Source organism: Streptomyces sp. NPDC046335, assembly GCF_055587985.1.
Genome location: NZ_JBVJFF010000006.1, coordinates 425405 through 450024, shown reverse-complemented (window position 1 = coordinate 450024; position 24620 = coordinate 425405). Strand labels below are relative to the sequence as shown.

Sequence of the window (24620 nt, the reverse complement as noted above, 5' to 3'; positions counted from 1 at the left end):
CACCGCAAGGAGCACGCACGTGAGCACCCGATACCGACGCCGCCCCACCCCGGTCCTGGCCGTGCAGTGGACGGGCGACAACGAAGCCGAGCTGCGCAAGTTCGCCGCATTCCGGTTCTCGATCATCGGCGACAGGGAGGAGATCGAGGACCGCGACATCGACGCCACCGCCAGGCTCCTGGATGACGCCCGCGGGGACTGGGTGCCGCTCGAACCAGGCGACTGGGTCATCCGGTGCCGAGGCAAGTACGCCGTCGTGCGAGCAGCCGACTTCGCCCGGGACTATGAGCTGGCCGGGGAGCAGCCGTGACCGCCCCGCGTCCCGCCGCCGACAGCGTGAAGCCTGCCCGCCGTCCGCAGGCCCGCAAATACGTCAACGCCGCAGCCGGGGAGCTCCTCGCCCGCTGCTTCCCCGGCATGATTCCCGCCCTCGTCATCGAGGAAGCACTCCGCGAGAAAGCCGCCCGCGAAGGCCGACTCCCCGCCAAGCCCGGGAGACAGCCGTGAAACGAGCCCTCACAGCCCGCCAGCGGCAAGTCCTCGCCCTCGTCGCCAACGGCAACACGAGTGCGCACATCGGCCGCCGGCTCGGCATCAGCAAACCCACCGTCGACCGGCACCTCGCCGAGATCTACCGCACCCTCGGCGCCCACGACCGAGCCCAAGCAGTCGCCCTCGCCCTCCGCCACGGCGACCTCACCCAAGCCGACATCCACGAACCCGCCCACGGAGACGCCGCATGATCACCGCCCTGACCGACTCGAAGGCCAGCATCGACTCGATGCCCTCAGTTGCTGGCCGCTGCCCCGCCTGCCGCGGTGAGTCGCTGATGCTCGCCGGCGGGCACGTCACCTGTCGTCGCCTCGGCTGCCCCGACCCGACGGCCGCCGACGACCTGCTGCACGGTGATCGGCCCGACGCCTACCGGAAACTCCTCACCCGGCTCGAGGCTGACCGGGCGCGGATGCTGGCCGCCTCCGAGGCTGCCACCGTCGACGAGGTCCGCATCGCCCAGTCCGCCCTGGCCTCCGGCTACCTGCACGCCATCGCCTGGGCAATCCAGCTGTTCGACGGCACCGAGGCCCGCGAAACGTACCTGCGGGATCACGCCGACGGAGTGCACCTCAGCGTGCACTCCAGGGGCGCGCCGTGACCCAAGCCGCGACGCCTGACCCTGCCTCGCAGCACTTCTAGAGCCGTGAGGCAGGGTTACGTGTTTCGCAACTTGGACGGGTACACCTCGTGCCGGGGATCCCACCACACAACGTGGAAGACGTTCCCGTCCAGGAACCCGTAGAGCCTTTGCAGGCCCGTTAACTCCAGACGCTGGATCGATGTCATGTCGTCGCGGCGCATCTCGGTCAACCTGTCCAGCGCCTCCCGGCAGAGATTGCCCGGCAAGTCGTACTCCTTGAACAGGCGCCGCGTGTTCCGTAACTCCTGCACCGTCATCGACTCACAGTCGGCCAGCTTCCGCAGAACCTCGCACAAGACGGTCGGCTCCATCTCGTCGAAGCCCCACCGACCGTCGTGATCGACGTGCGTGAACCGCCAGCAGAGACGCTCGTTCGACGTGCCCGCCCCAGGCAGCAGCGCCGAAGGATCACCAGTCCGCTTCCCTACCGACAGGCCGGCACTGGGCAGAGCGAGCTTCTTCTTGGCCTTCCCCCCTTTGCCCACTCAGTCCTCGCGGCCCACCAGTGCGCCGAAGAAGTCGGCGATCTCTTCATCGCGCAGTTCCTCGTTGGAACGCTGCAGGTCCCTGACGCCGGCGCGCTCCCGGGCATCAAGCCAGGGGCCGGGCTGGTGCGACATGGCCGACAGCTCTTGCGCGCTGTATGCACGGAAGTTCTCGAGCACGATGTTCACCGACTCGCGTTCGTCGTCGTCGAGGGCTGTCGGATCTCCAGGGATGTCGCCGCGGTCCAGCCGGAACTGGCCGCGGTGTTGGTCATACAGTTCGTAGACCACCGGCCCATTGGCCCACGCCTCGAAGCGTTCGGGAAACAGCTGCCGGTCCTCCCAGGCCAGGTGGTAGCCGTAAGCGAAATAGCAGAGCTTTTGCAGCTTCATGGCGGACATCGGCGCGTCTTTCGCCAGTATGTACGCCGCCACGTCCTGCACGCATGCCATGATCTTGTCCCCTCTGTGCCTTCTCTGACCGTAAGCGAGGCGCTGGCTAGCGTGACTCGCGGGCTCACGGGCGGGACGGCACTTCCCCCAGATGGCCCAGGCTATCGGGCCCGCTGCGGTCACTGAAGAGGCAGGGTGAATCTCTGGACTGTGCCTGACGAATCGAACGAACGTCTGGACGAAATGGGTTCTAATCAGGGCAGTGCAGCCAGCCGTCTACACAAGATCCAAGTATGCGTGGCAGCGCAACGGTGTCTGCCATTCAAGGCCGCGGGCCCGAGCGTTGCGTCACCACAGCACACGGGAGGACCCTGGCCGTGACGCAAAGGAGGCGCCATGGCCTGGGTCGACAAGGAGTACCTGCCCGCCCTCGAACAAGACCACCGCTACACGCGGCTGATCAACCTCAGCAAGCGGCTCCTGGAGGAACACGTGCCAGCCTGCTGCAACTGCACCGGCGGCACCATCACCGTGCGGGACGCCGACGGGCAGGAGACCGTCGTCGCCTGCGGGGAATGCGGCGGGACGGGCGAAGTCGGGACGCTCGTCGACAACGAAGAGAATGGCGAGGCCGGCAACGCCTGAGACGCAGAAGTCCCAAATTGAGTGGAACTGTCATGGGTCAGCGTGTCATCACGGACAGCTGGCAGGTGAGCCCGCTATCCCTAGCCCGTGACCGAAGCCACCTCAGACGCCACACCCGAAGACGCAGAATACCCGCCCCTCGCAGCAGCCCTCGATGCAGGAATCTACTTCCGAGCCTGCTACGACGACGGCCGCATGGCCGTGATACTCACTCCCACGGCACTCGATGCACTGGTCGAGGTGCTCGACCGGCGGAAGAGGCACCTACCCATCCCCCGCGAGGCCCTAGAGGAACTCCAGTACTGGCAACAGCACCTCTGCAACGCCTTCGTGGACCACCACTCGCACTGCCAGCACTTCGTAGACGGGCCAAACGAGCAGTGCCCTCGGCACACGGCGATTAAGCGAGTACACCCCCAGGCGACGCCCGCCCTGCAGGGTCTCAGCGCTCGAGCACGCCACCTCTTCGACGAACTCTGCGACAAGTCCTACCTCCGAGGTGAGCGGAAAATGGAACGGCTCGCAGACCGTCTGGCGATCTCCACCTCCACACTTCACCGCGCCATCGCCGAGCTCGACGTAGCCAACATTGCCTGGCGCTCCAACCGGAGGAGCCCCATCACGATTCACCCGGCGATCGCCTTCTTTGAGAAGGCGAGAGGGCACCGCGAAGCCCTTGAAGCCCTCCGGGCGGACCGCAAGGCCGCCTTCCAGTACCTGGAGCCCGACCTAGACCCTGCCGAGTGCAAGTAGCGCAAAGGCTCATCACGACGCCCCACCTACACCGGGCAGGGCGCCGACGACGGCTAGGCAGCAGGGCCGGCGGCGACACGAGCCAACGCCCGCACCTGCCCCGCGAACGCCTCAAGCCGGTCCGCGAAGACCTCCGCCTCCGCCGGAGACATCACAAACGGCACCGATTGGTCATCGACCAGCACGTAGGTGGCTCGCTCCGACTCGGCCTCCGCGAACGGATCCGAGCCCAGACGAGCGTGCGCCAACAAGCGGTAGCCAGGACCGCCAGGGATCGCCAGATCCGTGACCTCACCCGCATGCTCCAGATCCTCCAGATGCCTGACGCTCTCCGCGATGTGATCTTCCGTGCACCACGGCGGGCACTGGACGTGCACGCGGTGACCGTTCACCAGCGCAGGGCGAAGGCGGGGTTCTGCCACCGGGGGGTGTCCCTCGACGGGTAAAACCGTGGCCACTGTTGGTACGCTCATCGCGATGAGTCCTTTCTTGACGGGACGGACTTACTGATCAGCGAGGTGATGACTCGCTGTTCGCGGCGGCCGGGCTTTCGCTCGGCCGTTTCGCGTTGGTAGGAGTTTTCCGGTGTTTGCGGCTCGCCCTCTCCTGCCTACGGACGATTCGCAAGATCCACTGTTGCCTTTCCGTTATCGGGTGGCTGGTCTGCTCCGTGACGTGGTCGACACGCCCAAGCTGAAACCGGCCCCGGGTCAAGACCATAGGCCACAAGACGCGCCCCACGCAGCCCAATCAGAAAGAGTTTCCGCAGGTCAACGTACATGCATGAACGCTAGAGTGGAGGTAAGGGGAGATCATGCAGATGGCGGCCGGGCGGACCCAGAACATAGGCGACCCGCAGCATCCGGCGCAGATGGGTGGGCACTGACCGGCCTCGTACCAATGTCAACCATCCGGCCGGAGCCCGTGCACCGAGAACCGTGCGCCAGGCCCTTTTACCACGCCCAGGCGTAGGTCCACGACAGCACCGCAGCCAGCGAAAATGCGGTGAGTGTAACTCGGTTGCAGTCATCGCGAGCCCTCCCAGACAGTCTTCAGCAACGGGCGAAACGGACGGACGGCAACCGAAGAAGTGACCGGAAGTCGACGGGCCAGACGCTACGGCCGCACCCCGGCACTACCGGCATGAACCAGACGGCCGCCGACAGGCCGCCCACCAGCGCCACGCCTGAATTGCCCGAGACGGTAGGGTCTGGCGCGCGCCCTCCTGTTGCGCGGCCGACGCGAAGACTGCGGAAAACCGGCCGGAAGATGACTGCATCTCCCCGCTCTCTGCTTCCCAGCATCACGGTGACACCCCCGTCGGCTAGGACACGCCACATGGCAGTTCCGGACCGACGGAAGACTGAAGTGCCACGTAGCTTGGTAATTCGGCTCCGCAGACGGTGAACGGCAGTAAAGCCCGACACGTGCGCCGGTCATGCGCCCCCGTTGGCCGGTTCACGCGCTTGCCGCCCTTTCAGTCGGGCCCCACTCTGGCCACGTCAGTCGACGACCACAGGGGGGCCCATGGCGATCTTCGGCAACGACAACGGCGATCTACTCCGCCAGCTACTCGGCCAGCTCAGCCAGATCGGCACCGACCTGAGCGCAGTCAAACAGCAGGTTGCCGACCAGCAGCACGCCATCGACCAGATCCGCCAAGACGCCACCGCCGCCATCAACACCGGCCTCACCGAGAACCGGGCCGTGATCCGCGACGGGCTAGAGCGCACCCGCGACACGATCGGCGACCCACTCACCCGAATCCACACCGAACTCCTCGCCATCCGCGGCGGCGTCAACGGACTCGATAACCAGCTCAAGGCCCGCGCCGAGCAGACGCCGCCAGCCCCGCAGGTCAGCGACGAGAAGGCATTGAAGCCGCCCCCGGAACCCGCAGACCGGGCAGATGACGAGCGCGTCGTCGACTTCACCGAGCCCACCAGCTACGACCCCGACATGCCAGACAACGCGATCCTGACAGCCGCCGCCGGCGTCGCCCACGCCACCCTCGAAGCCCACCGCGACACCTGGGCGTTCCTCGTCCAGGTCGCCGGGAAAGCCGAACACTTCCACATCCCTGGCGCCGTCAACGACGACGACGGCTTCGTCGCAGTCAGGCTCTCCGGCCCCAGCCTCGTCGCCGCGATCATCAGCCTCGCCCACGTCACCCGCGACACCGACAGCCCCGTCACCCAGGCGATCGCCGGACACATCCAAGACAAGATCACAAAGGCAGTGCAGGCCATCATCGACAGGCCCCGCACCAACGGCCACGGAACACCCGTCCGCATCACCATCGACGACCAAGCCCAAGCCGACGACCAGCCCGGAGGAGACGGCAAGACAGAGCGGCCAAGCGTGGGCGCATAGACAGCACGATGCCCCCGCCCGTCTGGGCGGGGGCATCGTCGTGTGTGGTCAAACGGCAGCATGGCCGATGCCTTGCTGGCAAGACTCACGCCTCCCTCGGCAGCGCGCCGTTGAGGTACTCCTGCACAGGCTCGAAGAGCCCGTAGGGCACGTACTGGCTGATCTCATCGTGGGCTACCCAGGCGACCGCGTCGAGTTCTTCGTCGTCGGCGACCCGGGCCTCGCCCGAGATGACTTCGCAGGCGGTGTACGACATGAGCCGTCCCGTCTTCGGGTGTACCCGCTCGCCGAGAAGCTTGATCGCCTCGACGATGAGGCCCGCCTCTTCCTGTGTTTCGCGGACGGCGGCCTGCTCTGCGGTCTCACCTTCTTCGATGGCACCCGCGGGGAACTGCCACATCAGCTCGCCCTCCTTCACGGCGCGGCGCACCATCAGCACCTTTCCGCCGGAAACGATGATCGCGGCGGAGATGGCCGGCTTTTCGGTGGTGGTCTCGCTCATACGGTCGCCTCCAGGGCGTTCAGGACGGGCGGGTAGATGCGCTCCGTCGGGATGTACCGGGGCAGATCCTTTATCGGAGCCCAGGCCACGGCGGCGTTCTCGAACTCGTCCCCGTTCATCGCCTCACCGTGCAGCCAGTCGCAGATGTAGTAGTTGCAGATGGCCCGGGTGATCGGGTGTAGGCGTTCTCCCAGGTGCTCGCGGACTGTGCAGTGGATGCCGGTCTCGTCGAGCGTCTCGCGGACCGCGACCTTCGCCGCTGAGCCGCCGGGCTTGACGATGCCGGCCGGGAACTGCCACGTGATGTCATCCCCGTCCTGCCTGCATACCAGGAGCACTTCGTCGCCCCGCCGGACCACGGCGATCGCTACGCGCAGCGCCTGAGCCTGTATGCGTTCGACGTGGGCGCGCGTGTAGTGGATGAACCGCCGGCGCACCGCATCACCTGCCCTCTCGTATGCCGTGTTCAGGATTCGCCGCGTCTCCAGCTTCGGAACCATGTCAGGCGACTTGTGCCAGGAGGCGACGCTGCGCACGGAGACGCCGAGACGCGCGGCGAACTCCTCCTGGGTGTCCTCGAACGCGTCCTGTAGCCAGCACGCGTGCCGTCCGGTCCACTCGGTGATATCCACTATTGGCTCCCCGCCTGGTTCCGTGCGGGCTCTTTATGGCGTACCTGCATGAGGCCTGCATGTGCGCTGCATGATCACTGCATGTGGCTGCGTGGTCGCTTCATGGTTTGCGTGTCGAGCAGGGCGTTGACTCGCTTCCATGACCTGCCAATCACTCCCCGTGGGCGATCTGGAAGGCGCGTTGGAACGAGACGCCCCCCATGATCGCTCCGACTTCCTTCCACTTCTTCCCCTCAGCCCTCAGCCCCAGGGCTGTCTCCTGCAGCAGAGCCCGTTTAAGCGCCCGGAACTGCCGCTCGGCCGCTTCGATCGCCTCGAACCGCCCCGGGTAGTCGTCGATGGCCCGGACGTGATCTGCAAGAGGCGCGAGAGCCTTGTCGAGGGATGCGGTCATGCAGTGAGCGTAGAGGGCTACCAGGTAGTCCTCAAGAACCCGTTCGATAAAGCGAGTTGGGTTGACGCCGCCGCGGCGGGCCTCTACTGTCCTTCACATCGAGCTGTTTCTAGTTCCAGCTTGAAGCGATCTTCGTTGCTCACTCCTACCGGACCCAGTCCGCGAGCGACGGAAACACAAAAGAAAACGGGCCGGACGCTTGCGACTCCTACATCGCGCACGCACCGGCCCTGACCACAGGTTCTACAGAGGAGACCCTGATGGCTACCGCTCATTCTATGGGTGCGCCTGCGCATCCCATCCCGACCCCCGCCACTTCGCTGGCCAGCCCCCGTTCGTGGTCGTTCGTCGACCGTCGCACGGGTGAGTCTGTGCAGTACACGTGCATGACCGGCTGCACCGTCAATCACGACTCGGACGTGAGCCGCCCCGTCTTCCCCGAAGACATCTGGTGCTGGCTCTGGGACGAGTCCCTGACGCTCCCGGTCAACGAGAACGGGCGGCCGGAGGAGTTCCGCGTCCTGTCGACCGTCATCAAGGTCGAACCGTGGTCGCCGACGATCGCCGAGCGGCTGCCGTTCGCCGTGGTCGAACTGGTCGACGACCACTACATCGACGGCCTCGACCCCGACGGCTACGAAACCCTCATCAACACCTTCGCCGCCCGGCTGGAGCGGATGCGCGAGACGCACCGTCGCCTCGTCGAGATCCGCGCCCAGTACCGCGCCCGCTTGCAGGCCTCCAACGCGGGGAGGTCGTGATGGCCACGGCAACCCGCATTCCGCTCCCGTCCGACCTCTCCACTGCCCCGCTTCCGCCGTCTGCGGTTGCTGCACTGTCTCGTCTGGAGCGTGCTCTTGCTCCGGCCGTGGTGGCCGAGGCGCTGTCCCGCTTCGAGGCGGCGTCGGCTCGAACCGTGGAGCTTTCCCGTCTGATGGATGCCCGTGATCTGTCGAAGGCGGAGTTCGATGCGCTGTTCGCTGCGCAGGATGTGATGCGGGAGTCCCGTAGGGCGCTGGCTGAGGCCGGGATGCTGCATCTGGTCGGGGTGTCGTCGTGAGTACCGCGACGGTCGACTACCGGGTCTTGGGGCGTTTCCCTGCTGGTGGCCCGCGTGGTTCGTGGCCGGCGGAGGACTTCGCCCGCGCCCGCCGTATGAAGGGTGTCCACGCGGTGGTCGTTATGGATCTTGCGTCGGACAGCTTCCTGGTGATCGTGCGGGGGGTGTCGTGATGTTCGCCCGCTACCGCAAGATCCGTGCCGATCGTCGCCTGTGGGCTGCCGCGCAGTCGCTGCCTGAACTGGGCGAGCTGATGGCCCGCTGGTTGGAGGGCGACCTGCTGGTGTGGCCCGGCTATGCCCCCGGTTATGGCCCTGACGACGAGACGGCGGATCTGATCCCTGTCTTGGCTGCGGCGAATCGGGCTGGGTTCGTGACGGACGCCTCGCAGCCTGCCGGTGACGGGGTCGGTTTCGATGGGGCTCGGTGGCAGCAGCGTGCGGCCGTGTGCGGTCTGGTCGCTGACGAGCAGCTGCTGTCCCGGATCCGCCGGGCTTGTGAGCCTGCCGGTCTGATGGTGATGTTGTTCAATCCGCGGCAGGGTTTGTGGTCGCATGCGGTGCCGGTGACTTTCCGTGACGGCGAGGCGATGACGTCGTTCGGTCGCGAGCAGTCGCTGCGTGATCTCAAGTTCTTGTGGCGGGGCGTCGGTTCGCGAGCCATGGCTCAGGTCACGGACTCCTGGCAGGTCACGATCATCGACTGTGAGACCGACAGTCCCGACCGACTGTGGATGGCGCTCGCGGAAGCTGTCACGCCGACTGGCGACTCGATGGCGCAGGCGCTGGGAATCAACGTGCACGACATCGGTGATGAGGCGGCCCGGCGCCGCTAGCCCCTGTTCTGCCGCGGCGGCGGTCCGTCCCCCGGTCCCCGCCGCCGCGGCTCCCCCCCCCGTTCTGGCTGTTCGGGCGGCTGCCGGTGACATCCCCTGGCACCGGCAGCTCCCCGACCGTCCAGCACCACCGAGCGGGCCGGATTGGCCCGTTTCATTGACCGCCTCTGATGAGGAGAGATCACATGCTGGGATACAGCTTCAAGGTCACCGCCGACGAGCTGAACGAGATTTTCACCGTCCGGCTGGCCCCCTACCTGCCCGCGCACCTGGCCAAGGTGGAGCCTCGCCCGTCCGGCTGGGGCAACAGCTACACCTTCAAGCCCTTCACCGGCCGGGAGACCGAGCCGGTGGAGCCTGACTACAAGAGCATCTGTGACGACCCGAAGCTGGCTCGCCAGCACTGGGACGAGAAGGCTGGCCGCCCCGTCGCCGACGATGCCGAGTACGAGCTGCGTGAGAAGGCCCGCTACTTCCTGAGCGAGGTCTACCGCGAGGCCCGCATCGAGTGGCGCAACGCCGCCCACATCACGGACCTGAAGGCCACCGTCAAGAACGCTGGCGACCTCTACAAGCAGTACGGGCAGGCCAAGACGTTCGACGACCGCGCCCAACAGATCGCCGAGGTCCACGACAAGCACCGCCACGAGTACGGCTACGCCGACGACGAAGCCCTCAAGATCGCCGGATACCCGGAGGGCACGGACTGGCCGATCGCCTCGACCTACGACTACGGCCGCAACTACCGCGGCGAGTACAGCCGCTCCACCCTCTCCGGCCAAGCCCAGGTCCTGATCGCGGAGCAGGAAGAGCACGTCGCCAAGGTCGGCCGCCTCACCGGTACGACAACCGCCTGACCGTCCCACTTGCCGCTTCAACCCGAAAGGTTCTGATCTTGATGTCGATTTATCTCTTCGATGCTGATCTGGCGTCGACGGACCTGGGCCGTCACGTGCGGGCCACAACCACAGTGTCGGATGCGCTGGCCGAGCTGTTCGGCGATGAGCTGACGCGGGCCCTGCACCGGGAGAACGCCTACGCCGTACCGGACGGGCAGCGGATGACGTGCTCCCTGCACCTGGACTGGCGGGCCGACTGCCTCGACCTGCACGCGGCTGTGCGGGCGGCGGCCTGATGAGCAAGCCCACCGTAATCATCATCGTCGGCTACCTGCTCTCCGCCATCGTCGCCGCAGGTATCGGCTACCGGCTCGCCGAGTACGACGTCGCGGTACCGCTCATCGGCGCCTGCGTCTGCTCGGTCCTCGCTTCCGGTACGGCTGTCACCAACCGGCTTTCCGAAGCCCGCGACAAGGCGGGTTCGCCATGACCTACGTCGCATGGATCCTCGGTATCGCCTTCGTGATCGCCTGCCCGCAGGCCATCCCTGTCGCGTTCGCGGCGGCCGGCTGGCTGCTCGCCGATCCGGTCGGCACTGCCTTCCTCGGCTTGGCGTTCGCCGCCTCCCTGCTCGTGTGCGCCCGGTCCCGGTACCGCGGCTACACGGTCAGGCGGGCGTGGTGAGCGATTCCTGCGTGCACGTCATCTGCCACGCCTGACCCGGAAGGACCCGATCGCTGTGGCCAGCCGCCGTAACAGCAAGCCCCGCCGCACCGCCCCTGCGGCGGCGAAGCCCGCACCCGTGCCGGCCGTCGAGACGCCGAAGGCGCCCGTGCAGACCCAGGCCGCCGAAGCTGCGGCCGAAGCGTTGCTCGCGGACGCCCGCACCAGGTCCGACGAGATCATCGCGAAGGCACTCGAAGAAGCGTCTGACACGGTACGGCAGGCCAACGAGCAGTCCGCCAAGCTCGCCGCGGAGACGGAACAGGCCGGCACGCAGGTGAGCCAGAAGGCCACGGCCGAAGCGCAACGGCTTCTCGAAGAGGCCCGGTCTGCGGCGGCATGCCTGCGCTCTGCAGCCGACGGTCACGTCGCAGAGGTGCAGGCGGCAGCCGAGCTCGCAGCGCAGCGCACCGAGAAGCATGCACAGGACCGTGCCGACGCCTTGCACCGGTCGGCCGTCGCGGATGCGGAGAAGCTCGCCGCGGATGCCCGTGAGCGTGCCGATCGGATCGGTGCTCTGGCGGTCGACGAAGCACAGCGCATCACGGCCGCGGCGAAAGAAGAAGCCGACGCGCTTCTGGTTGAGGCCCGCGGTGCTGCCGACCGCGCACGGCGGATCATCGACTCGGCGGAAGCCGATGCCGACCGCATCGGCAAAGACGCCGAGCAGCGCAGCCAGCGACTCATCGCCGTCGCCGCAGCGGAAGCCGGACGGGTCCGGGAAGCGGCCGAAGCGGAAACGGTGAAGCAGCAGCAGCGCGACGACATCTTCGACACGTGGTCTGCGCGCCTCGTCATCGCCGGCACTGTCGGCCTCACCGCATCAGGCGAGTACGCGCTCGCCCGCATGGTCGGCTTCGACAAGCCGGTTGCCTGGCTCCTACCGTTCGTCATCGACGTGTACGTCATCCAGGCGTTCCGGCGGCACCGCGACATCGTGCAGGCGATCGCTTTGACCGTCGCCGCGAATGTCATCTTCCATCTCGCCGACAAAGGGCTGTTCGGAGTGGAGAAGGCGGCCCGCGACGGCAACGAACCGAAGTGGTGGCTGATCGCCATGGTCGCTTCTGTCGCCTCGGTCATCCTCTGGCGGATGCACACCATCACCGCCCCGCCGAAGGTTGAGCGCGAACCTACGGAGAAGCGGCACGACCTCGCTCAGGAGCCGCCCGCCTCGCCCTCCGTGCGCGCTCAGAATGAGCGTGTTGAGCGCCCGGCGGCGGCGCCCGTGAGTACGCCCGCTGAGCGCGCTCACAAGCCCGCCGATGGGCGCCCACTCGAGCGCTCAGGCGGGCGCCCACGGAAGCCCAAGGATGAGCGCGCTCAGAGCGCTCGATCGAAGCCGAAGAAGAGCGCGTCCAAGACGCTCGCTGAGCGTCGGCAGGAGCGCGTCCGCGCCCTCTACACGGAGCTCGGCAAGCGGCCCGAATGGGGCGACATCCGGGACGCTCTCGCTGCGACGAAGCTCGCCGACAAGTCGATCTCTCGCTCCTCGTGCCAGCGCATACGCGACGCAGTCGAAGCCGCCGAGCCGCACCTCGCCGCGCTCGGCTCCACGAACGTCCGCCCCATCACCGGAAGCTAGCCCACCGCTGTCGCGGCCGAAGGTCGCGCGTACTCACTGACAGGAGATCGGCTCAATGGCCGCAACCAACGGATCTAGCAATGGCAGGGCCTCCGCGGTTCCGCCGCCGCCCAACTACCCACCGTCGAATGGGGCGAGGCCGGGCCCGTCCGCCGCTGCCCAAGTTCGCGCTGCGGCACGGGCGCAGGCGCAGGCGCCCATCGGCCCGCCTCCCGCGCAGCAGCGTGGCGGTTCCAAAGTGGAGATCGGCAAGGTCAACCTGGCACCCGACGTCTCTCTGCCGCCGCTGACGTTCAGCTACAACAAGACGACTGTCGTGCAGGGCGCCAGCGGCGGAGGCGGGGGCCGGACTGCGACGCCCGGGTCCGGGTTCACCAGCGACGAGGACATTCGCGCCTACTGCGAGTCGCTGCGTAAAGCTGCCCGGCCGCGCGCCGTCGAGCGGTCCCTCGACGCGGAGGTGCTCGTGTCGTCGCTGAAGAACATTCCGGACGTGAACGGCTCCATGTCGGGTTCGCGGGCGCGGGCCCGACGTGTGGCCCGGCACCTGAAGCGGATCGCCGCCGCCGAGAAGCTGATCGCGAAGCAGGCATCTGCGCTGTACGCGTCGTTCACCCGAGAGTTCGAGGCGGAGTTGGCGCAGATCAGCAGCGGGCGCCGGCGTGGCGCGCCGCGGCAGGCCCCGCGGCGCCGCACCAACAGCACCTGGAAGGCGTTTTGATCGACCTCGTCGTTGCCGCCGCCGCAGCGGGCCTGTACGCGCTCTGGCTGAACCACCAGTACTGCGTTCCGCTGCGGGACGGCGTTGTCTCAGCTGCCGTGCTGTTCGGCTTGTACATCGCCGTCGCCTCCCACATCCGCTGACACCCCTCCCACCTGCACTGATACCTGGAGTGACACCGTGGCTGACACCCCCAAGGCCGAGCTGTGGAAGGCCGTCAAGCACCCTCGCCTGAGGCCTTGGTTGGCGACGTCTGCGTCCATGCCCGCAGCAGTTGGCATGCACGCACTGTGGGGCGGCTCGCCCCTCGCCGGCGCCGGATTGACGGTCGCTGCGGGTGTGCTGACCGCCAGCACTTGGTGGGCGGGCGATGGCACGACCAGGCCGCGGCGTCTGCACGCCACCCTGTCCACAGCCGCGGGCACGTGCTACCTGGTCGTCGCGACGGTGACTGATCCGCTCGACCCGTTTCTCGCCTCGACGTGGGCGATCGGCGGGATGGTCACAGCTGGCGGCTGGAACATGCGGCAGATCTTGCGCGTCAACCCCGACTCGAAGACTGGCGATCAGGCGACTTCAGATACCGGACTGCTGGTCAAGTCGCTGGGCAAGGCGAAGGCCGCCCTGAAGGGCGAGCCGAAGGTCGAACCGAACAAGGTCACCGCCCCGTACAAGCTGGCCGGCGGCGAACTCACCAACGCCGACCTCGGCAACCGGATCAACAACATTGCCGGTGAGCTGGGGATTTCCCCCAACAGCATCCGCATCGTGCCCGACCCCGAGAACGCAGCCGAGGGTGAATTTGTGTTCGTGCCCAAGGACATGCTCGCCGAGGGCGCCCCCTACCCCGGCCCGTCCGCGCCCGGGGCGTCCATCGTCGAACCCGTCCAGGTCGGCATCTACGAGGACGGGGAGATCGAGCAGTTCTGGTTCCCCGCCGACGAGAAGAGCCGCCGCAACGCCACCCACTTCTCGGTGACAGGCATGAACGGATCCGCGAAGTCCACGGGCATGACCTGGGGCATCATCGAAGCCATTACCAGGCGCGATGCCATCGTCTGGGCCATCGACGCCGCCAAGGGCATGCAGACCCTTGGCCCGCTCCTGCCCTATCTCGACTGGGCGGAAATGACGATGCCCGGCGGTAACGCGATGATCGACGCGCTGCCGCAGGTCATCACCGCGCGCGCCGACGAGCTTGGCCGCCACGGCTTCAAGAACTGGACACCGGAGGCGTACACCAAGCTCGGCATGCCCTATCTGATCGTGTGGATCGAGGAGTCCGCGAAGTTCTTCCGTGATGGCGCCGAACTGGAAGCGGTCGTCGAGGCGTTGCGCTCCGCGGGTGGCAGCGTCATCGTCAGCCAGCAGCGGCCCTCGGCTACCTCCATGCCCACTGACGTGCGTGAACAGCTCGGCGGCGCCTTCTGCTTCGGCGTCAAGGGCTCCACCACCGCCGACATGGCCCTGCCCGACGACGTCCGCGACGCCGGCGCCCGGCCGGAAGCGTGGGAGAACCGCAAGCCCGGCTACAACTACCTGGTCGCCCCGGGCGTGGACGAGGAGCGTTACGCCATGAAGGCCCGGACGTGGAGCCCGATTCCCGACGACGACATTCGTGCCGTCCTGGAGCGCTTCCACACGCCCACTCCTGCAGGTCCGACGACGACCACGGCTGCGGGTGAGGCCTACGCCAACCGGAAGATCTACCTGCCCGGCCAGTCCCTGACCAGCATCGACGCCAAGGAGACCGTCATGAACAAGCAAGACGAGGAGCGAGAGGAGGAGGCTCTGCTGGAACGGCAGGTGATGCGTGACGTCGCCGCCCTGGCGCCCGACGACGAGGGCGGCCCGGAACCGGACGTCGACCCCGACGAAGAGCTCGAACCCGTCCCTGCGGATCAGGTCTGGCAGTTCGGAAAGCCCGTCGAGCCGCAGGACGACAAGTCGGAGAAGGATGCCGAGGCCGAACTGATGACCATGTTCGAGGAGTTCCGCGAGCAGGGCCTGACGGAGGTCGGGCCTCGGCACTTCCAGCCGCACGGCAAGGCCGGCCGCTACGGGAAGTCCAGGGCCTGGCTGTCGAAGAAGCTGACGGAACTCGCCGACGAAGGCGTGCACCTCGAGGAGACCGAAGCGGCCGGTACGTACAAGCTGCTGTACCCGGCGCTGACACCCTCCTGACCTGCGGTGACACCTAGCTGACACCTGCTGACAGCTGATCATGGTGTCAGGCGGGGTGTCAGGACCGCTGACACCCCGCCCCGCCTTAGGTCAATGCGCGTGCGCGCGTGAGCTGACACCCACTGACACCCCCTTCTGACACCTCTCTGCTGTCAGTCGGTACAAAGCGATAGAAAAGGAGCACCAGTCATGATCTTCAACCCGCCGGACTACGAGTGGGAAGCGACCACCGTCCGCGAAGCGCAGGAGTTCCTGGACGCCGCGAAGGACATGATCGACGCGCACATGGCCAGCCTCGCCGCCGGCCAGCAGGGCCGCATGGAGCGCGAGCGCCGCACGCCGATCAAGTTGCAGCTCACTCTCGGCCTGGCGCCCGTCGTGGAGCGCATCAACGACAAGCGAGCTGTCGACTTTCTGGCAACTGACTTCGATGACATCGGGAGTGCCTGATGCTCACCGAAGCCGACAGGGAGTACCGCGCGGCCGTCGCCCGCACCAAGGAGATCGGCGCCCAGATAGCCGAATTGCTGAACAAGGTCGACGAGCTCGGCGTCGGAACCGTCCTCACCCGACCGGGCATGGTCACCGGCCCGGAGTTCGTCATCCGCCGCGTTGGAGACCGCTGGATCTGGATCGCATGAGGACCGAGACCGTCCCGACGCGCTGGAGGGGCCGTATGCGCACCGCCTTCCTCAGTAGCGGGAGGGTCCACCCCGCCGAGTTCTCCACCTGGGCTGACGCTCGCCGCTACCACGAACGCCACGGCCGCGACCGGAAGGTGCTCGACCAGCTGCGGGCCTCGATCGCGCAGGACGGCATCCAGGAGCCGCTGCTCCTCGGAGTGCGCGAGCGAGACGGGCGGGTGTTCGTCTTCGAAGGACACCACCGCGCCGTGGTCGCTCTCGAACTCCGCCTGGCGCGCTTCCCGTTCCAGTGGTTCATCGACCCCCACGTCCGCGCTGTTCAGAGCGATCCCTTTCCCCAGCACCTGCTTCCAACTGACTGAGGAGACCCGAGCCCATGTCCACTCCGCTGCCTGAGCGGCCCTCGATCCACGCCGCGCCCGCGGATGGACAGGCCGACCGCGACGCCGTCATCGATCAGCAAGCCGATCAGATGATGGCCGCCCTCCACGAGATTGCGGCCACCAGCTTCCGCGACGACCGGCCCCTCCCGAGGATCGGTGACGCTCTGCCCGTGCCCCAGCCCGGCCGTCCGCCCATGACCCCTCAGGCCACCGGGGCGAGCGTCATGATGATCGCGGGCGGATTCCTGAGCCTGTGTCTCGGTACCGCCGCCTCCGCAGTCCTGCACTTTTCCGCGGGCGCCGACCCGGTCGTCGTCGGTCTCGTCGTCGCCGCCCCGCCTGCCGCCTTCCTGTCTATCCGGGGCCTGCTCAAGAGCCTCAAGGACGCCGTGCCCGACGAGCACCATCACCACTACGAGGGGCCCGTCTACCAGGACCAGCGCAACGTTCACACGTCGACCCGCGGCGTGTGGGCCAAGACCAACAACCAACAGTAGAGGAGCACTACATGTCCAGCCTCACGATGTCTGCCCCGGTCGAGGTGCCTGTAGGTGCCCGGTTTGTGGGGGAGTCCACGACGATCGATCTGGCTGTGGTGGCGGTCGGCCAGTGCCCGCACGGCCACCTGTTCCTGCAGCCCGTCCTTGACGCCTCGGACAGTGAGACGGCCGCGGGGCTTCTGGCGGCATGGGCTGCCGGGCACGCCGACGACTGCACCGGGGTTGCCACGGAAGGAACCGCATGATCCTGCCCAGCCGTAAGCGTGTCACCGTCGTGACTGCTACCTCGACGGTGGCGATCGGCGCCACCACCGCGGCCACTATCGGCGTTGGAGCGCCCGGCGCCGTGACTGTCGCGGCGGCGGTTGTCGTGTTCGGTGCCGCAGCCGTCACCGGGGCCATCCGCCTCGGCGGTAAGCCCACAACCATCACCTGAGAGGACACTCGAATCATGGGATACATGCACTACGAGATCATCCGTCACGGCGAGAAGATCGAGGCCGGTTACGGCGTCAAAGCGACCTGCGAGAAGACCGGCTGCACTGAGAAGATCGACCGTGGGCTCGGCTACCTGTGCGGCAAGAGCCCCGGCGGCGACGAGCATGGCTGCGGCGGCTACTTCTGCGGCGAGCACCTGACCTACAGCAACCAGTGCGAGGTGTGCGGCAAGGCCGCCGACGAAGCGAACCGGTGGGTGCACCCCAGCACGGGCGAGGAGTTCGACCTGCGGGACTACTTCCTGCCCGCCGGATCCATCTACGACGCGCGCGGATCAGTGTGGAAGCACTTGGGGGAGCATCGCGACGGCATCCCGATACTGGCCCTGTGTCCCGTCTACAGTGACCAGCCCGAGGGCCCCGAGCGGCTCATCACCGACGGGGAATGGGAGGACATCGGCAGGATCGTCGTCCGGCAGATGCAGGCGACGCCTGCCACACGCTAGACGTCAGCGGCAAGGCCCGGACCGTCCTCGGTCCGGGCCTTCGTCATGCGCGGTACGGCGCGGGCCATCCACCGGTTGTCGGTGAGGAGCCGCGGCGGCATCGCCGGCTGCAGCCCGAGCGTTAGCAGCAGCCGCAGTCCCTCCGCTGTCTCCCGCTCGTCATCGCCCTGCACCGTGAAACGAAGCGCCATACAGGCAGTGTGATCCGTCGGGTGGGGGAGCGGGGCGGGAACCGGGGATTACGGCTGCCATTCCTGGCGGTAGCCGGGGCGGTCCGCGTAGGGCAGGGCCATGAAGGCGATCTGCATGGCGACGGCCCCGGCTGCCATCCGATAAGCGGCCACGCCGCCCTTCCCTGCCCTGGCGCACTCTGCGTAGTGGTCGAGCGCCTTCCGTTTGGCGTCGATGTCGCGCAGCACCCGCGCCGGATCATGCGTGGCCACGTGAAGGCAGTCCTCACGGGCGCGGTGGGAGTCGGTGTACGCGACCGGCCAGTGCTTGCCGTCGTCGCCCACCACGCCGTCATCACGCACACGCCACGGTCCGGGCGTGGCCGCTCGCGCGATCCGCTCGTCAGCGTCGAACTGCTCGCCGAGCCAGCGTGCGAGGTCATCCATCCGACGGCTCCTGGGTGTGGGCCTTGCCTTCGACTTGCCGCCGGTCCCGCAGTTCGTCGAGGAGCGAGGGGTTGACGATTGTGACGATGGCTTCGATGTCTCGGTCGTCGGCGGCGGACCACAGGACGTCGCGGGCGGCCCGGTACTTCGCTGCGAGGCGTACCCGCTTCTCCTGGGGGAGCTGCGCCGCACGATCGGGATGGCTGTTGTGGGCGTTGTCTGAGATCTTCACGAGGGTGGCGTCGCTGCTCGTGATGATGCGACGGATCTTCTCCTCGTAGGGGACGCCCTTCTGGTTGGTCACCGCCTCGACCGTGGAGACGACGCGCTCCGAGAGGCCTTCCTCGCGCAGCCGGTCGGCGGTCCAGTCGGTGTCTTCGAGGATGTCGTGCAGCAGTCCGGCCATGACGAGCTCGTCGCCGAACGGCGTGAGCCCGGCGGCCACGGCACGAACGTGCTCAATGTAGGGCACGCCGATCTTGTCGACCTGCCCGGCATGGGCGCAGTCGGCCATGAAGTCGACTTCATTGACGCTCTTCATTCCTGGTTCTCCTTTGCCCTCTGGGTGCGCGCTGCTTCGATGGCGCTGCGGTCGGGGCGGGCCGGGAGTTTGGCACCGGGTTCGCGGATGTACCAGTCGATGAGTTCGCGGATGACGGCCGCACGCTCGGTGCCCATGGCCTTCGCGGCGGCGTCGAAGTCGTACCAGGTATCCCCGATGCGGATCTGGCGGGGCGGGGTCTTCGGCTGGTTCGGCGACATGGGCTGACTGTATTCGGGTGTAGCTACCTGCGTCATCTTCCCTCTTCTCTTCTGTAGCTACCGGTGTAGCTGCAGAACCTCAGGCGAACGGCTTGCGGTGTAGCTACACCTGAGTCTAAGGTGTAGCTACACCGCGAGCAAGGGGAACGCCAGGGAGATCAGCCAGGGAGTGCACATGGACACCTTCGAACTCGCCACCGTCGTCGCCGTCGGAACGGCCTTCGTCCTCGCTCCGATCGACCCGCAGCCCATCCGGGACCTCAACACCCCGATCGCCGACCCCGAGCCGGAGTCCACCCCCGAGCCCGCCGTCGTCACCAACTACGACAGCTACGGGTCGGTGTGGGGAACATCGACCGTTACCGAGACGGAAGAGCTGATCGAGCAGGCGCAGGCCGACGGCGACCACATCGACGAGTGGTACAGGACGGACCGCGACGGGCTCCGCCACCGAATCGTGCGGATCGCTGACGCCGAGTTCCTCGACACCATCTGCGTCTTCCCCGGAGAGTGCGACGACTGCGGAGCGCCCGTCACCTCCCTGGAGTGGGTCACCGACGATCACCACGCGAAGTGCCCCCGCCGCGACCCGAACTGCTAGCCCCACCCCAGGGCCCGGCCACCACCGGCCGGGCCCGTCGATCCACCGCACATCCGCACCCAGGGGGAACCGCATGATCCGCTCGAACCGCATCCGCAGCCAGGCCGTGAAGGCCCGCAGTCTCACCACCCGCGCCGCCGCACGTATCGCCCGACGCGGAACCGGGACCCTCGCCTCGCACGCCATGGCGCACGGGCTCTCGCACCGGGACGCGGCCAGCATGGTCGGCACCCTCCGCAAGGTCGCCGCCAAACTCGGCATCACCGGAATGACCGGCCGCACGCACGCCGGCCGCCGGATGCGGGACTGCTCCAGGTTCACGCCCCAGCAGGTCGCCGTCATCGCCCTCTCGTACAGGCCTCGCAAGCCCGCCTACCGCATCGTCGCCGCCCGCCTGCTGCTCGCCGCCTGAAGGGAACGCCATGACCAGCTCCACCGTGCTTCCGGCCGTCCCGGCTGCCCTCGCCGACCGCATTCTGGCAGCCGGGGACGCCGGTCTCATCGACGCCCTGACCGCCCAGATCGGCCAGCAGGCCGCCTTCCCGATCCTCGCCGAGGCGTACAGCATCGCCGCCGACCGGCTCAGGAACCGCTGACCCACGCCTCGCCGCCCACCATCCGGGGACGTCGCCCGACCCGGCAACCTGCCCGGACTCAACCGACAGGAGAACCTGATGGCTGCACCCGCGACCGACACGGCCCCGCGCTTCATGGTGGAGAAGCACGGACCGGGCAGCTTCTACGTCTTCGACACGGCGACCGGCCTGAGCCGCTACCCGAGCTTCACCCGCCGGGGAGCCCAGAAGGTCGCCGACCGGAAGAACGTCGAACACCGCGCCGAGGAGAAGCGATGACGACCGCCGCGATCCGTGCCCGTCTCGCCGCCCGAGGCATCACCGACGAGCCCGCCACCCCGCCGCCCACCAAGCCACGCGCCTACGACTGGGACGAAACCCCCGCCGAAGCCGCCCGCTACGACCGGGCCTACTTCGACGACCTGTACGACCGAGACGAGGACTCATGAACCATCCGCTTCCCGTCGGCGCTCGCGTCCGGCATTACGGCCAGCAGTGGCCCGCCGCTCGGCAGGGCACCGCGACTGTCCGAGAGGTCAAGGGCCCGTGGCCTGACGGTTCCTACGAGTACAGGGTCGCGGCAGGCGAGGACTTCTCCCGCCATACCGGACTCGACAACCCGGAGACCCGAGACACGTGGTGGTCCTCCACCGCAACGATCCCCGCGTCCACCTCGTGACCGCCCCGGCCCCATCGCTCGCCGCCGAGTTCCCGGTCGAGCGGGTCCGCTTCGTCAACGGCCGCACGTATCACCGCACCCGGCGGCCCGACGACGCACGCTGGTGGGATCTGCTGGAAGCCGCCTGCGGGAAAATCGGGCACCTCGCCCGCGGATACCCCGGCGGGAAGATCCGGGAATGCCGCGGATGCGCACGGGCCGTCGATGACGGAAAGCCGTAGCGCACGCAAGACAGAGCCCACCCTGATCCTTGCGGGTGGGCTCTGATGCTGTCCGCAATCGGCCAGCTGGGCGGATCTGTCGATTCCGTCGACTACCTCATCTGTGTGCCGATAGCATCCCCGCCTCATATGCACTGGGGGAACCATGCGCCGCACCGTCGTCGCCCTGCTCGCCACTGGCCTGCTACTCGCCGGGGCCGCGGTCGGCTGCTCGAAGTCCTACGACGAGAGCGCCAAGGACTGCGCCGCCGCGCTCACCAAGAGAACCGGCAGCGATTCCGTGGACACGCCGTCCGTCAGCGAAGCGGAGGAGCGGGTCGATGCGCTCGACACGACGCTCGCGGGCATGGTCCGTTCGGGGTATGAAGCGCCGGCCAAGGAAGCGGCCGACGCTGTGGAGGAGAAGACCAAGGAGGGCGGAAAGAACCGACCAGAGGCGTGTGAGCCGCTCACGAAGGACGACTACACCGCGCTGCACATGGCCAAGGCGATCGCCGGCCTGGGCTGGACGGGCGAGGGCGGGGAGTTCGACAAGCTCAAGATGGTGAAGGGGCTGGGTGGCTAGCGTTGCTGTCGTTGTGGTGAGGCCCTGTGCCGGTTGTCCGGGCTGGGCCTTCGCCATGCCGTGGGGCCCCTCTCAGGCGGCGGCCGTAGCCGTGCCTGACGCTCAGCGGCGTCGAGTGCGCCATCCCTTGCGGGCCATGCGGGAGCGCCCGGCGAAGTACCGTCCGCCGTTGCTGACGCGTGCTGCTTTCTCCTTGCTGGCGCACTTGCGACGCAACGCCCGGTAGGCGGCGTGCCTTGATCGGTAGACGAAGCCATGGGGTCCGCCGCGGTCGCTGACCATGCGTGCCTCCTGCGATGTTGTGACTGCAGCAACTCTTTGAGATGCGACGCTTCGATTGTGAACCTCTGTGACCTACGATTCAAAGGTGGCCGCGATCGTGTGCCCCTGAAACGCAGGCTGAGGAGGGTGATGTGGCCACCGCTGGGGGAGCCCCGTACCGCAAGAAGAACACCGCCGAACGCGCCGAACTAGCCGCCGCCGTCTTCGACCTCAGACTGGAAGGCCACAGCTTCCGCACCATCGACACGCTCACCCAGGTCCCCGACGGGCCCACCGGCGGACGCCGTGTCAGCGCCACCACCGCCAAGGAACTCGTCCGCGAAGAGGCGGCCCGCCGCATCGACCCCAAGGTCGACGAATGGCGAGCCATGGAACTCGGCCGCCTCGACGCTTCCCTGGTCCGCCTCGACGGCCTCGAGTACGCGGCACGCCAGGTTCTGGAGCGCGAGCACATCACCGTCAACAACGGGCGGATCATCGTCCTCGACGGCTCACCGCTCCCCGACGACGGCCCCGTCCTCGCCGCGATCGACCGGCTCATCAAGGTCGAAGACGCCCGCCAGCGCAACAGCGAGAGCAGGCGAAAGCTCCTCGGCCTCGACGCCCCCGCCAAGTACGACGCGCAGGTCACCGAAGTTACGCAGCAGGATCTCGAACTGCAGGAGATGATCCGCGACGCACAGGCAGCCGTGCAGCTCGAAGAGCAGCAGATCATCGACGGCGGCACCGCGTGACCCGCTCCCTGTACTACCTCGAATCCCTCGTCCCGTCCTGGCTGATGCACGACGGCGGCTACCGCCACGCCCTCAGCCAGCATCTGCGCGACCGCGTCGAACACCAGGGCTATGAGATCGTCGCACCGATCCGCATCACGCCCGCCCCCGGAGACGTGCCGCCGCCGGTCGGCATGCTGATGCTGCGCGTCACAACGGAGGTCGAGGAGTTCGACGTCGAGGTCGGCGGCGACTGACGTGGCGGCCGCGGTCCGCGCCCCCGGCTACCTCGTCGGCCTCGACGCCGAGACGTTCGACCTGACCGCCTACCTCGCCCCGTTCGACGCCAAGCTCCTCGCCGAGCCGGAAGGCCGTCGTATCCTGACGCGCCTTGATCCGCTGCTGTTCGCCCTGATCTACGTCCGCCACCACCTCCGTGACGGCAAGGGGAAGATGACGTTCGGGGACGCGCACCTGGACTGGTGCCGTGCCGCGCGCGCCTGGATCCGGCCCGCACTCCAGCCAGCCGAGCACCGCGACGCCTACATCGCCCCGAGGAACATGGGCAAGAGCACGTGGTGGTTCCTGGCCCTGCCACTGTGGGCTGCCGCCCATGGCCATGTCCGGTTCGCGGCGGCGTTCGCGTCGTCGGCGACACAGGCGGAGACGCACCTCGCCTCGTTCAAGCGGGAACTGGACGTGAACCCGCTGCTGCGTCAGGACTTCCCGGACCTGTGTTCGCCGGCGAAGCGCCCGTCGGGCGGCAACGTGGCGGACACGCAGTCGATGTTCATTGCGCGCAACGGGTTCGTGTTCGCGGCCCGTGGTATCGACTCCTCCAACCTCGGCATGAAGGTTGAGGAACGCCGCCCCGACTTGATCTTGTGTGATGACATAGAGCCAGATGAGAGCAGCTACAGCCCCGACCAGGCCCGCAAGCGCCGCACCACATTGATCGATTCGATCCTCCCGCTCAACGTGTACGCCCGCGTCGTGATCTCCGGCACCGTGACGATGCCCGGCAGCATCATCCACGAGCTGGTCAAGCACGGCCGCGGCATCGAAAGCGCCGAATGGGTGCGGGAGGAAGGCTTCTCCGCCCACTACACGCCGCCGATCGTCCAGCGTGACGACGGCACGGAGCGCAGTGTCTGGCCCGGCAAGTGGCCGCTCGCCTACCTCAAGTCCATCGAGCACACCCGGTCGTTCGCGAAGAACTACGCGAACGACCCGATGGGCGCGGACGGAGCGCTCTGGTCCCCGGACGACTTTCGCTATCCCGGCGACGAGGGCGTGGACCCGGTGACGCACATGATGCTGTCGATCGACCCTGCGGTCACGGCGAAGAAGGGCTCGGATTTCACCGGCCTCGCGGTTGTGTCCTGGTCGGCGCGGCACAAGCGCTGCACCGTGCACGGCGCAACCGGGCTGAAGATCCAGCCGGGACCGCTGCTGCGGGAGCGGGTGCTGGCGCTGCTGGATGAGTATCCGCAGATCGGCCTGATCCTGATCGAGGTGAACCAGGGCGGCGATACCTGGGAGGCGATCTTGCACGGCATGCCGGTGAGGGTGAAGACGGTGAACCAGTCGGAGAACAAGTTCACTCGGGCAGAGGGGGTGTTGAACCACTACCAGCGGGGCCGGGTGATCCACGCTCGCAGGCTGGTGGAGGTGGAGCAGCAGATGTGCGCGTTCCCCAAGGCGCCGCACGACGACCTCGTCGATGCCGTCGGGTCGGCTGTGCGCCGATTCATCCCAACCAAGCGGGAAGTTCCCAAGGTTGGTAGCTCAAGTTACCTTTGATTCCAAGGTGAAG

General features: G+C 67.4%; 45 protein-coding genes. 35 read left to right on the top strand and 10 right to left on the bottom strand.

Features of this window, described 5'->3' with window-relative positions; genetic code table 11:
• Window positions 1–19 precede the first annotated feature (19 nt).
• The 4 genes from ACZ6JY_RS17680 to ACZ6JY_RS17665 are packed head-to-tail and all read left to right on the top strand — an operon-like array spanning window position 20 to window position 1153.
• Entirely contained in the window at window positions 20–310 is a 291-nt protein-coding gene (locus ACZ6JY_RS17680) for a hypothetical protein (RefSeq protein ID WP_469196889.1), read from the top strand.
• Window positions 307–507 (top strand): hypothetical protein, encoded by a 201-nt coding sequence (locus tag ACZ6JY_RS17675; RefSeq protein WP_469196888.1) that lies wholly within the window; start codon window positions 307–309, stop codon window positions 505–507. The genes ACZ6JY_RS17680 and ACZ6JY_RS17675 overlap by 4 nt, the downstream gene beginning before the upstream one ends.
• Window positions 504–743 carry a LuxR C-terminal-related transcriptional regulator gene (locus ACZ6JY_RS17670; protein WP_469196887.1) on the top strand — a complete coding sequence of 80 codons (240 nt, stop codon included), beginning with the start codon at window positions 504–506 and terminating at the stop codon, window positions 741–743. Before ACZ6JY_RS17675 ends, ACZ6JY_RS17670 begins: the two co-directional genes overlap by 4 nt.
• Window positions 740–1153: a hypothetical protein gene (locus tag ACZ6JY_RS17665; RefSeq protein ID WP_469196886.1), complete on the top strand. Its 414-nt coding sequence runs from the start codon at window positions 740–742 to the stop codon at window positions 1151–1153. Before ACZ6JY_RS17670 ends, ACZ6JY_RS17665 begins: the two co-directional genes overlap by 4 nt.
• Before the next feature lie 56 nt (window positions 1154–1209).
• On the opposite strand, the gene ACZ6JY_RS17660 is transcribed toward ACZ6JY_RS17665, so the two are convergent.
• Window positions 1210–1680, bottom strand: a complete 471-nt coding sequence (locus ACZ6JY_RS17660) for a hypothetical protein (RefSeq protein WP_469196885.1) — start codon at window positions 1678–1680, stop codon at window positions 1210–1212.
• On the bottom strand, window positions 1681–2124 hold the full coding sequence (locus ACZ6JY_RS17655) for a Panacea domain-containing protein (RefSeq protein ID WP_469196884.1): 444 nt from the start codon (window positions 2122–2124) through the stop codon (window positions 1681–1683). It lies immediately after the preceding gene.
• A gap of 345 nt (window positions 2125–2469) precedes the next feature.
• Here ACZ6JY_RS17655 and ACZ6JY_RS17650 point away from each other — a divergent pair, with 345 nt between their 5' ends.
• Together ACZ6JY_RS17650 and ACZ6JY_RS17645 are read left to right on the top strand one after the other, a co-directional pair.
• The gene (locus tag ACZ6JY_RS17650) at window positions 2470–2718 is read left to right on the top strand and encodes a hypothetical protein (protein WP_469196883.1); all 249 of its coding nucleotides are present in this window, start codon (window positions 2470–2472) and stop codon (window positions 2716–2718) included.
• Window positions 2719–2805: 87 nt separating this feature from the next.
• Window positions 2806–3471, top strand: a complete 666-nt coding sequence (locus ACZ6JY_RS17645; RefSeq protein ID WP_469196882.1) for a hypothetical protein — start codon at window positions 2806–2808, stop codon at window positions 3469–3471.
• 53 nt (window positions 3472–3524) lie between these two features.
• On the opposite strand, the gene ACZ6JY_RS17640 is transcribed toward ACZ6JY_RS17645, so the two are convergent.
• Window positions 3525–3944, bottom strand: a complete 420-nt coding sequence (locus ACZ6JY_RS17640; protein WP_469196881.1) for a DUF6907 domain-containing protein — start codon at window positions 3942–3944, stop codon at window positions 3525–3527.
• Between the two features lie 1054 nt (window positions 3945–4998).
• Between ACZ6JY_RS17640 and ACZ6JY_RS17635 the strand changes: the two genes are divergently transcribed.
• Window positions 4999–5844: a hypothetical protein gene (locus tag ACZ6JY_RS17635; protein WP_469196880.1), complete on the top strand. Its 846-nt coding sequence runs from the start codon at window positions 4999–5001 to the stop codon at window positions 5842–5844.
• A gap of 85 nt (window positions 5845–5929) precedes the next feature.
• Here ACZ6JY_RS17635 and ACZ6JY_RS17630 read toward each other — a convergent pair whose 3' ends face one another.
• The 3 genes from ACZ6JY_RS17630 to ACZ6JY_RS17620 form a co-directional block, all read right to left on the bottom strand.
• The gene (locus ACZ6JY_RS17630) at window positions 5930–6346 is read right to left on the bottom strand and encodes an NUDIX hydrolase (RefSeq protein WP_469196879.1); all 417 of its coding nucleotides are present in this window, start codon (window positions 6344–6346) and stop codon (window positions 5930–5932) included.
• A complete protein-coding gene (locus ACZ6JY_RS17625; RefSeq protein WP_469196878.1) occupies window positions 6343–6978 on the bottom strand; it encodes an NUDIX hydrolase in 636 nt (211 codons plus the stop codon). The genes ACZ6JY_RS17630 and ACZ6JY_RS17625 overlap by 4 nt, the downstream gene beginning before the upstream one ends.
• A 151-nt stretch (window positions 6979–7129) precedes the next feature.
• The gene (locus ACZ6JY_RS17620) at window positions 7130–7372 is read right to left on the bottom strand and encodes a hypothetical protein (protein ID WP_469196877.1); all 243 of its coding nucleotides are present in this window, start codon (window positions 7370–7372) and stop codon (window positions 7130–7132) included.
• Window positions 7373–7632: 260 nt separating this feature from the next.
• Between ACZ6JY_RS17620 and ACZ6JY_RS17615 the strand changes: the two genes are divergently transcribed.
• The 18 genes from ACZ6JY_RS17615 (at window position 7633) to ACZ6JY_RS17530 (ending at window position 17789) form a co-directional block, all read left to right on the top strand.
• The gene (locus ACZ6JY_RS17615) at window positions 7633–8133 is read left to right on the top strand and encodes a DUF6907 domain-containing protein (RefSeq protein ID WP_469196876.1); all 501 of its coding nucleotides are present in this window, start codon (window positions 7633–7635) and stop codon (window positions 8131–8133) included.
• Complete coding sequence (locus tag ACZ6JY_RS17610; RefSeq protein ID WP_469196875.1) at window positions 8133–8432, top strand: hypothetical protein; 300 nt, start codon at window positions 8133–8135, stop codon at window positions 8430–8432. Before ACZ6JY_RS17615 ends, ACZ6JY_RS17610 begins: the two co-directional genes overlap by 1 nt.
• 172 nt (window positions 8433–8604) lie before the next feature.
• The gene (locus ACZ6JY_RS17605) at window positions 8605–9267 is read left to right on the top strand and encodes a DUF6919 domain-containing protein (RefSeq protein ID WP_469196874.1); all 663 of its coding nucleotides are present in this window, start codon (window positions 8605–8607) and stop codon (window positions 9265–9267) included.
• Window positions 9268–9452: 185 nt separating this feature from the next.
• A complete protein-coding gene (locus ACZ6JY_RS17600; RefSeq protein ID WP_469196873.1) occupies window positions 9453–10124 on the top strand; it encodes a hypothetical protein in 672 nt (223 codons plus the stop codon).
• A 41-nt stretch (window positions 10125–10165) separates the two neighbouring features.
• Complete coding sequence (locus tag ACZ6JY_RS17595; protein ID WP_469196872.1) at window positions 10166–10402, top strand: hypothetical protein; 237 nt, start codon at window positions 10166–10168, stop codon at window positions 10400–10402.
• A complete protein-coding gene (locus ACZ6JY_RS17590) occupies window positions 10402–10596 on the top strand; it encodes a hypothetical protein (protein ID WP_469196871.1) in 195 nt (64 codons plus the stop codon). Before ACZ6JY_RS17595 ends, ACZ6JY_RS17590 begins: the two co-directional genes overlap by 1 nt.
• Window positions 10593–10790, top strand: a complete 198-nt coding sequence (locus tag ACZ6JY_RS17585) for a hypothetical protein (RefSeq protein ID WP_469196870.1) — start codon at window positions 10593–10595, stop codon at window positions 10788–10790. The genes ACZ6JY_RS17590 and ACZ6JY_RS17585 overlap by 4 nt, the downstream gene beginning before the upstream one ends.
• 55 nt (window positions 10791–10845) lie before the next feature.
• Window positions 10846–12414 (top strand): hypothetical protein, encoded by a 1569-nt coding sequence (locus ACZ6JY_RS17580; RefSeq protein WP_469196869.1) that lies wholly within the window; start codon window positions 10846–10848, stop codon window positions 12412–12414.
• A gap of 238 nt (window positions 12415–12652) precedes the next feature.
• Window positions 12653–13135 carry a plasmid transfer protein TraA gene (gene traA, locus ACZ6JY_RS17575; RefSeq protein ID WP_469196868.1) on the top strand — a complete coding sequence of 161 codons (483 nt, stop codon included), beginning with the start codon at window positions 12653–12655 and terminating at the stop codon, window positions 13133–13135.
• A complete protein-coding gene (locus tag ACZ6JY_RS17570; protein ID WP_469196867.1) occupies window positions 13132–13278 on the top strand; it encodes a hypothetical protein in 147 nt (48 codons plus the stop codon). Before traA ends, ACZ6JY_RS17570 begins: the two co-directional genes overlap by 4 nt.
• Before the next feature lie 118 nt (window positions 13279–13396).
• The gene (locus ACZ6JY_RS17565; protein WP_469196866.1) at window positions 13397–15319 is read left to right on the top strand and encodes a plasmid transfer protein TraB; all 1923 of its coding nucleotides are present in this window, start codon (window positions 13397–13399) and stop codon (window positions 15317–15319) included.
• 189 nt (window positions 15320–15508) lie between these two features.
• Window positions 15509–15769: a hypothetical protein gene (locus ACZ6JY_RS17560; RefSeq protein WP_469196865.1), complete on the top strand. Its 261-nt coding sequence runs from the start codon at window positions 15509–15511 to the stop codon at window positions 15767–15769.
• Window positions 15769–15960 (top strand): hypothetical protein, encoded by a 192-nt coding sequence (locus ACZ6JY_RS17555; RefSeq protein WP_469196864.1) that lies wholly within the window; start codon window positions 15769–15771, stop codon window positions 15958–15960. The genes ACZ6JY_RS17560 and ACZ6JY_RS17555 overlap by 1 nt, the downstream gene beginning before the upstream one ends.
• A gap of 35 nt (window positions 15961–15995) precedes the next feature.
• Complete coding sequence (locus tag ACZ6JY_RS17550; RefSeq protein WP_469196863.1) at window positions 15996–16325, top strand: ParB/RepB/Spo0J family partition protein; 330 nt, start codon at window positions 15996–15998, stop codon at window positions 16323–16325.
• A gap of 14 nt (window positions 16326–16339) precedes the next feature.
• Window positions 16340–16843, top strand: coding sequence for a hypothetical protein (locus ACZ6JY_RS17545; protein ID WP_469196862.1), 504 nt, complete (start codon window positions 16340–16342; stop codon window positions 16841–16843).
• 11 nt (window positions 16844–16854) lie between these two features.
• Window positions 16855–17091 carry a hypothetical protein gene (locus tag ACZ6JY_RS17540; RefSeq protein ID WP_469196861.1) on the top strand — a complete coding sequence of 79 codons (237 nt, stop codon included), beginning with the start codon at window positions 16855–16857 and terminating at the stop codon, window positions 17089–17091.
• On the top strand, window positions 17088–17282 hold the full coding sequence (locus ACZ6JY_RS17535; RefSeq protein ID WP_469196860.1) for a hypothetical protein: 195 nt from the start codon (window positions 17088–17090) through the stop codon (window positions 17280–17282). Before ACZ6JY_RS17540 ends, ACZ6JY_RS17535 begins: the two co-directional genes overlap by 4 nt.
• A 15-nt stretch (window positions 17283–17297) precedes the next feature.
• On the top strand, window positions 17298–17789 hold the full coding sequence (locus ACZ6JY_RS17530) for a hypothetical protein (protein ID WP_469196859.1): 492 nt from the start codon (window positions 17298–17300) through the stop codon (window positions 17787–17789).
• On the opposite strand, the gene ACZ6JY_RS17525 is transcribed toward ACZ6JY_RS17530, so the two are convergent.
• Genes ACZ6JY_RS17525 through ACZ6JY_RS17510 form a run of 4 tightly spaced genes read right to left on the bottom strand, consistent with a single transcriptional unit; the run spans window position 17786 to window position 19168 of the window.
• Window positions 17786–17980 (bottom strand): hypothetical protein, encoded by a 195-nt coding sequence (locus tag ACZ6JY_RS17525; RefSeq protein WP_469196858.1) that lies wholly within the window; start codon window positions 17978–17980, stop codon window positions 17786–17788. The genes ACZ6JY_RS17530 and ACZ6JY_RS17525 overlap by 4 nt on opposite strands.
• Before the next feature lie 48 nt (window positions 17981–18028).
• Window positions 18029–18406: a DUF6221 family protein gene (locus ACZ6JY_RS17520; RefSeq protein WP_469196857.1), complete on the bottom strand. Its 378-nt coding sequence runs from the start codon at window positions 18404–18406 to the stop codon at window positions 18029–18031.
• A complete protein-coding gene (locus ACZ6JY_RS17515) occupies window positions 18399–18947 on the bottom strand; it encodes an HD domain-containing protein (RefSeq protein ID WP_469196856.1) in 549 nt (182 codons plus the stop codon). The genes ACZ6JY_RS17520 and ACZ6JY_RS17515 overlap by 8 nt, the downstream gene beginning before the upstream one ends.
• Window positions 18944–19168 (bottom strand): hypothetical protein, encoded by a 225-nt coding sequence (locus ACZ6JY_RS17510; protein WP_469196855.1) that lies wholly within the window; start codon window positions 19166–19168, stop codon window positions 18944–18946. The genes ACZ6JY_RS17515 and ACZ6JY_RS17510 overlap by 4 nt, the downstream gene beginning before the upstream one ends.
• A gap of 175 nt (window positions 19169–19343) precedes the next feature.
• Between ACZ6JY_RS17510 and ACZ6JY_RS17505 the strand changes: the two genes are divergently transcribed.
• The 10 genes from ACZ6JY_RS17505 to ACZ6JY_RS17460 all read left to right on the top strand — a co-directional run bounded on the left by ACZ6JY_RS17505 (window position 19344) and on the right by ACZ6JY_RS17460 (window position 24607).
• A complete protein-coding gene (locus tag ACZ6JY_RS17505) occupies window positions 19344–19769 on the top strand; it encodes a hypothetical protein (protein ID WP_469196854.1) in 426 nt (141 codons plus the stop codon).
• A 73-nt stretch (window positions 19770–19842) separates the two neighbouring features.
• Window positions 19843–20181, top strand: coding sequence for a hypothetical protein (locus ACZ6JY_RS17500; RefSeq protein WP_469196853.1), 339 nt, complete (start codon window positions 19843–19845; stop codon window positions 20179–20181).
• A gap of 10 nt (window positions 20182–20191) precedes the next feature.
• Window positions 20192–20365 carry a hypothetical protein gene (locus tag ACZ6JY_RS17495; RefSeq protein WP_469196852.1) on the top strand — a complete coding sequence of 58 codons (174 nt, stop codon included), beginning with the start codon at window positions 20192–20194 and terminating at the stop codon, window positions 20363–20365.
• 78 nt (window positions 20366–20443) lie between these two features.
• Complete coding sequence (locus ACZ6JY_RS17490) at window positions 20444–20623, top strand: hypothetical protein (protein ID WP_469196851.1); 180 nt, start codon at window positions 20444–20446, stop codon at window positions 20621–20623.
• A complete protein-coding gene (locus ACZ6JY_RS17485) occupies window positions 20620–20793 on the top strand; it encodes a hypothetical protein (protein ID WP_469196850.1) in 174 nt (57 codons plus the stop codon). Before ACZ6JY_RS17490 ends, ACZ6JY_RS17485 begins: the two co-directional genes overlap by 4 nt.
• Before the next feature lie 187 nt (window positions 20794–20980).
• The gene (locus ACZ6JY_RS17480) at window positions 20981–21244 is read left to right on the top strand and encodes a hypothetical protein (protein WP_469196849.1); all 264 of its coding nucleotides are present in this window, start codon (window positions 20981–20983) and stop codon (window positions 21242–21244) included.
• Window positions 21245–21389: 145 nt separating this feature from the next.
• Window positions 21390–21809 carry a hypothetical protein gene (locus ACZ6JY_RS17475; RefSeq protein WP_469196848.1) on the top strand — a complete coding sequence of 140 codons (420 nt, stop codon included), beginning with the start codon at window positions 21390–21392 and terminating at the stop codon, window positions 21807–21809.
• A gap of 413 nt (window positions 21810–22222) precedes the next feature.
• On the top strand, window positions 22223–22825 hold the full coding sequence (locus ACZ6JY_RS17470) for a hypothetical protein (RefSeq protein WP_469196847.1): 603 nt from the start codon (window positions 22223–22225) through the stop codon (window positions 22823–22825).
• The gene (locus tag ACZ6JY_RS17465; protein ID WP_469196846.1) at window positions 22822–23061 is read left to right on the top strand and encodes a hypothetical protein; all 240 of its coding nucleotides are present in this window, start codon (window positions 22822–22824) and stop codon (window positions 23059–23061) included. The genes ACZ6JY_RS17470 and ACZ6JY_RS17465 overlap by 4 nt, the downstream gene beginning before the upstream one ends.
• Window position 23062: 1 nt before the next feature.
• A complete protein-coding gene (locus ACZ6JY_RS17460) occupies window positions 23063–24607 on the top strand; it encodes a hypothetical protein (RefSeq protein WP_469196845.1) in 1545 nt (514 codons plus the stop codon).
• Window positions 24608–24620: the final 13 nt, after the last annotated feature.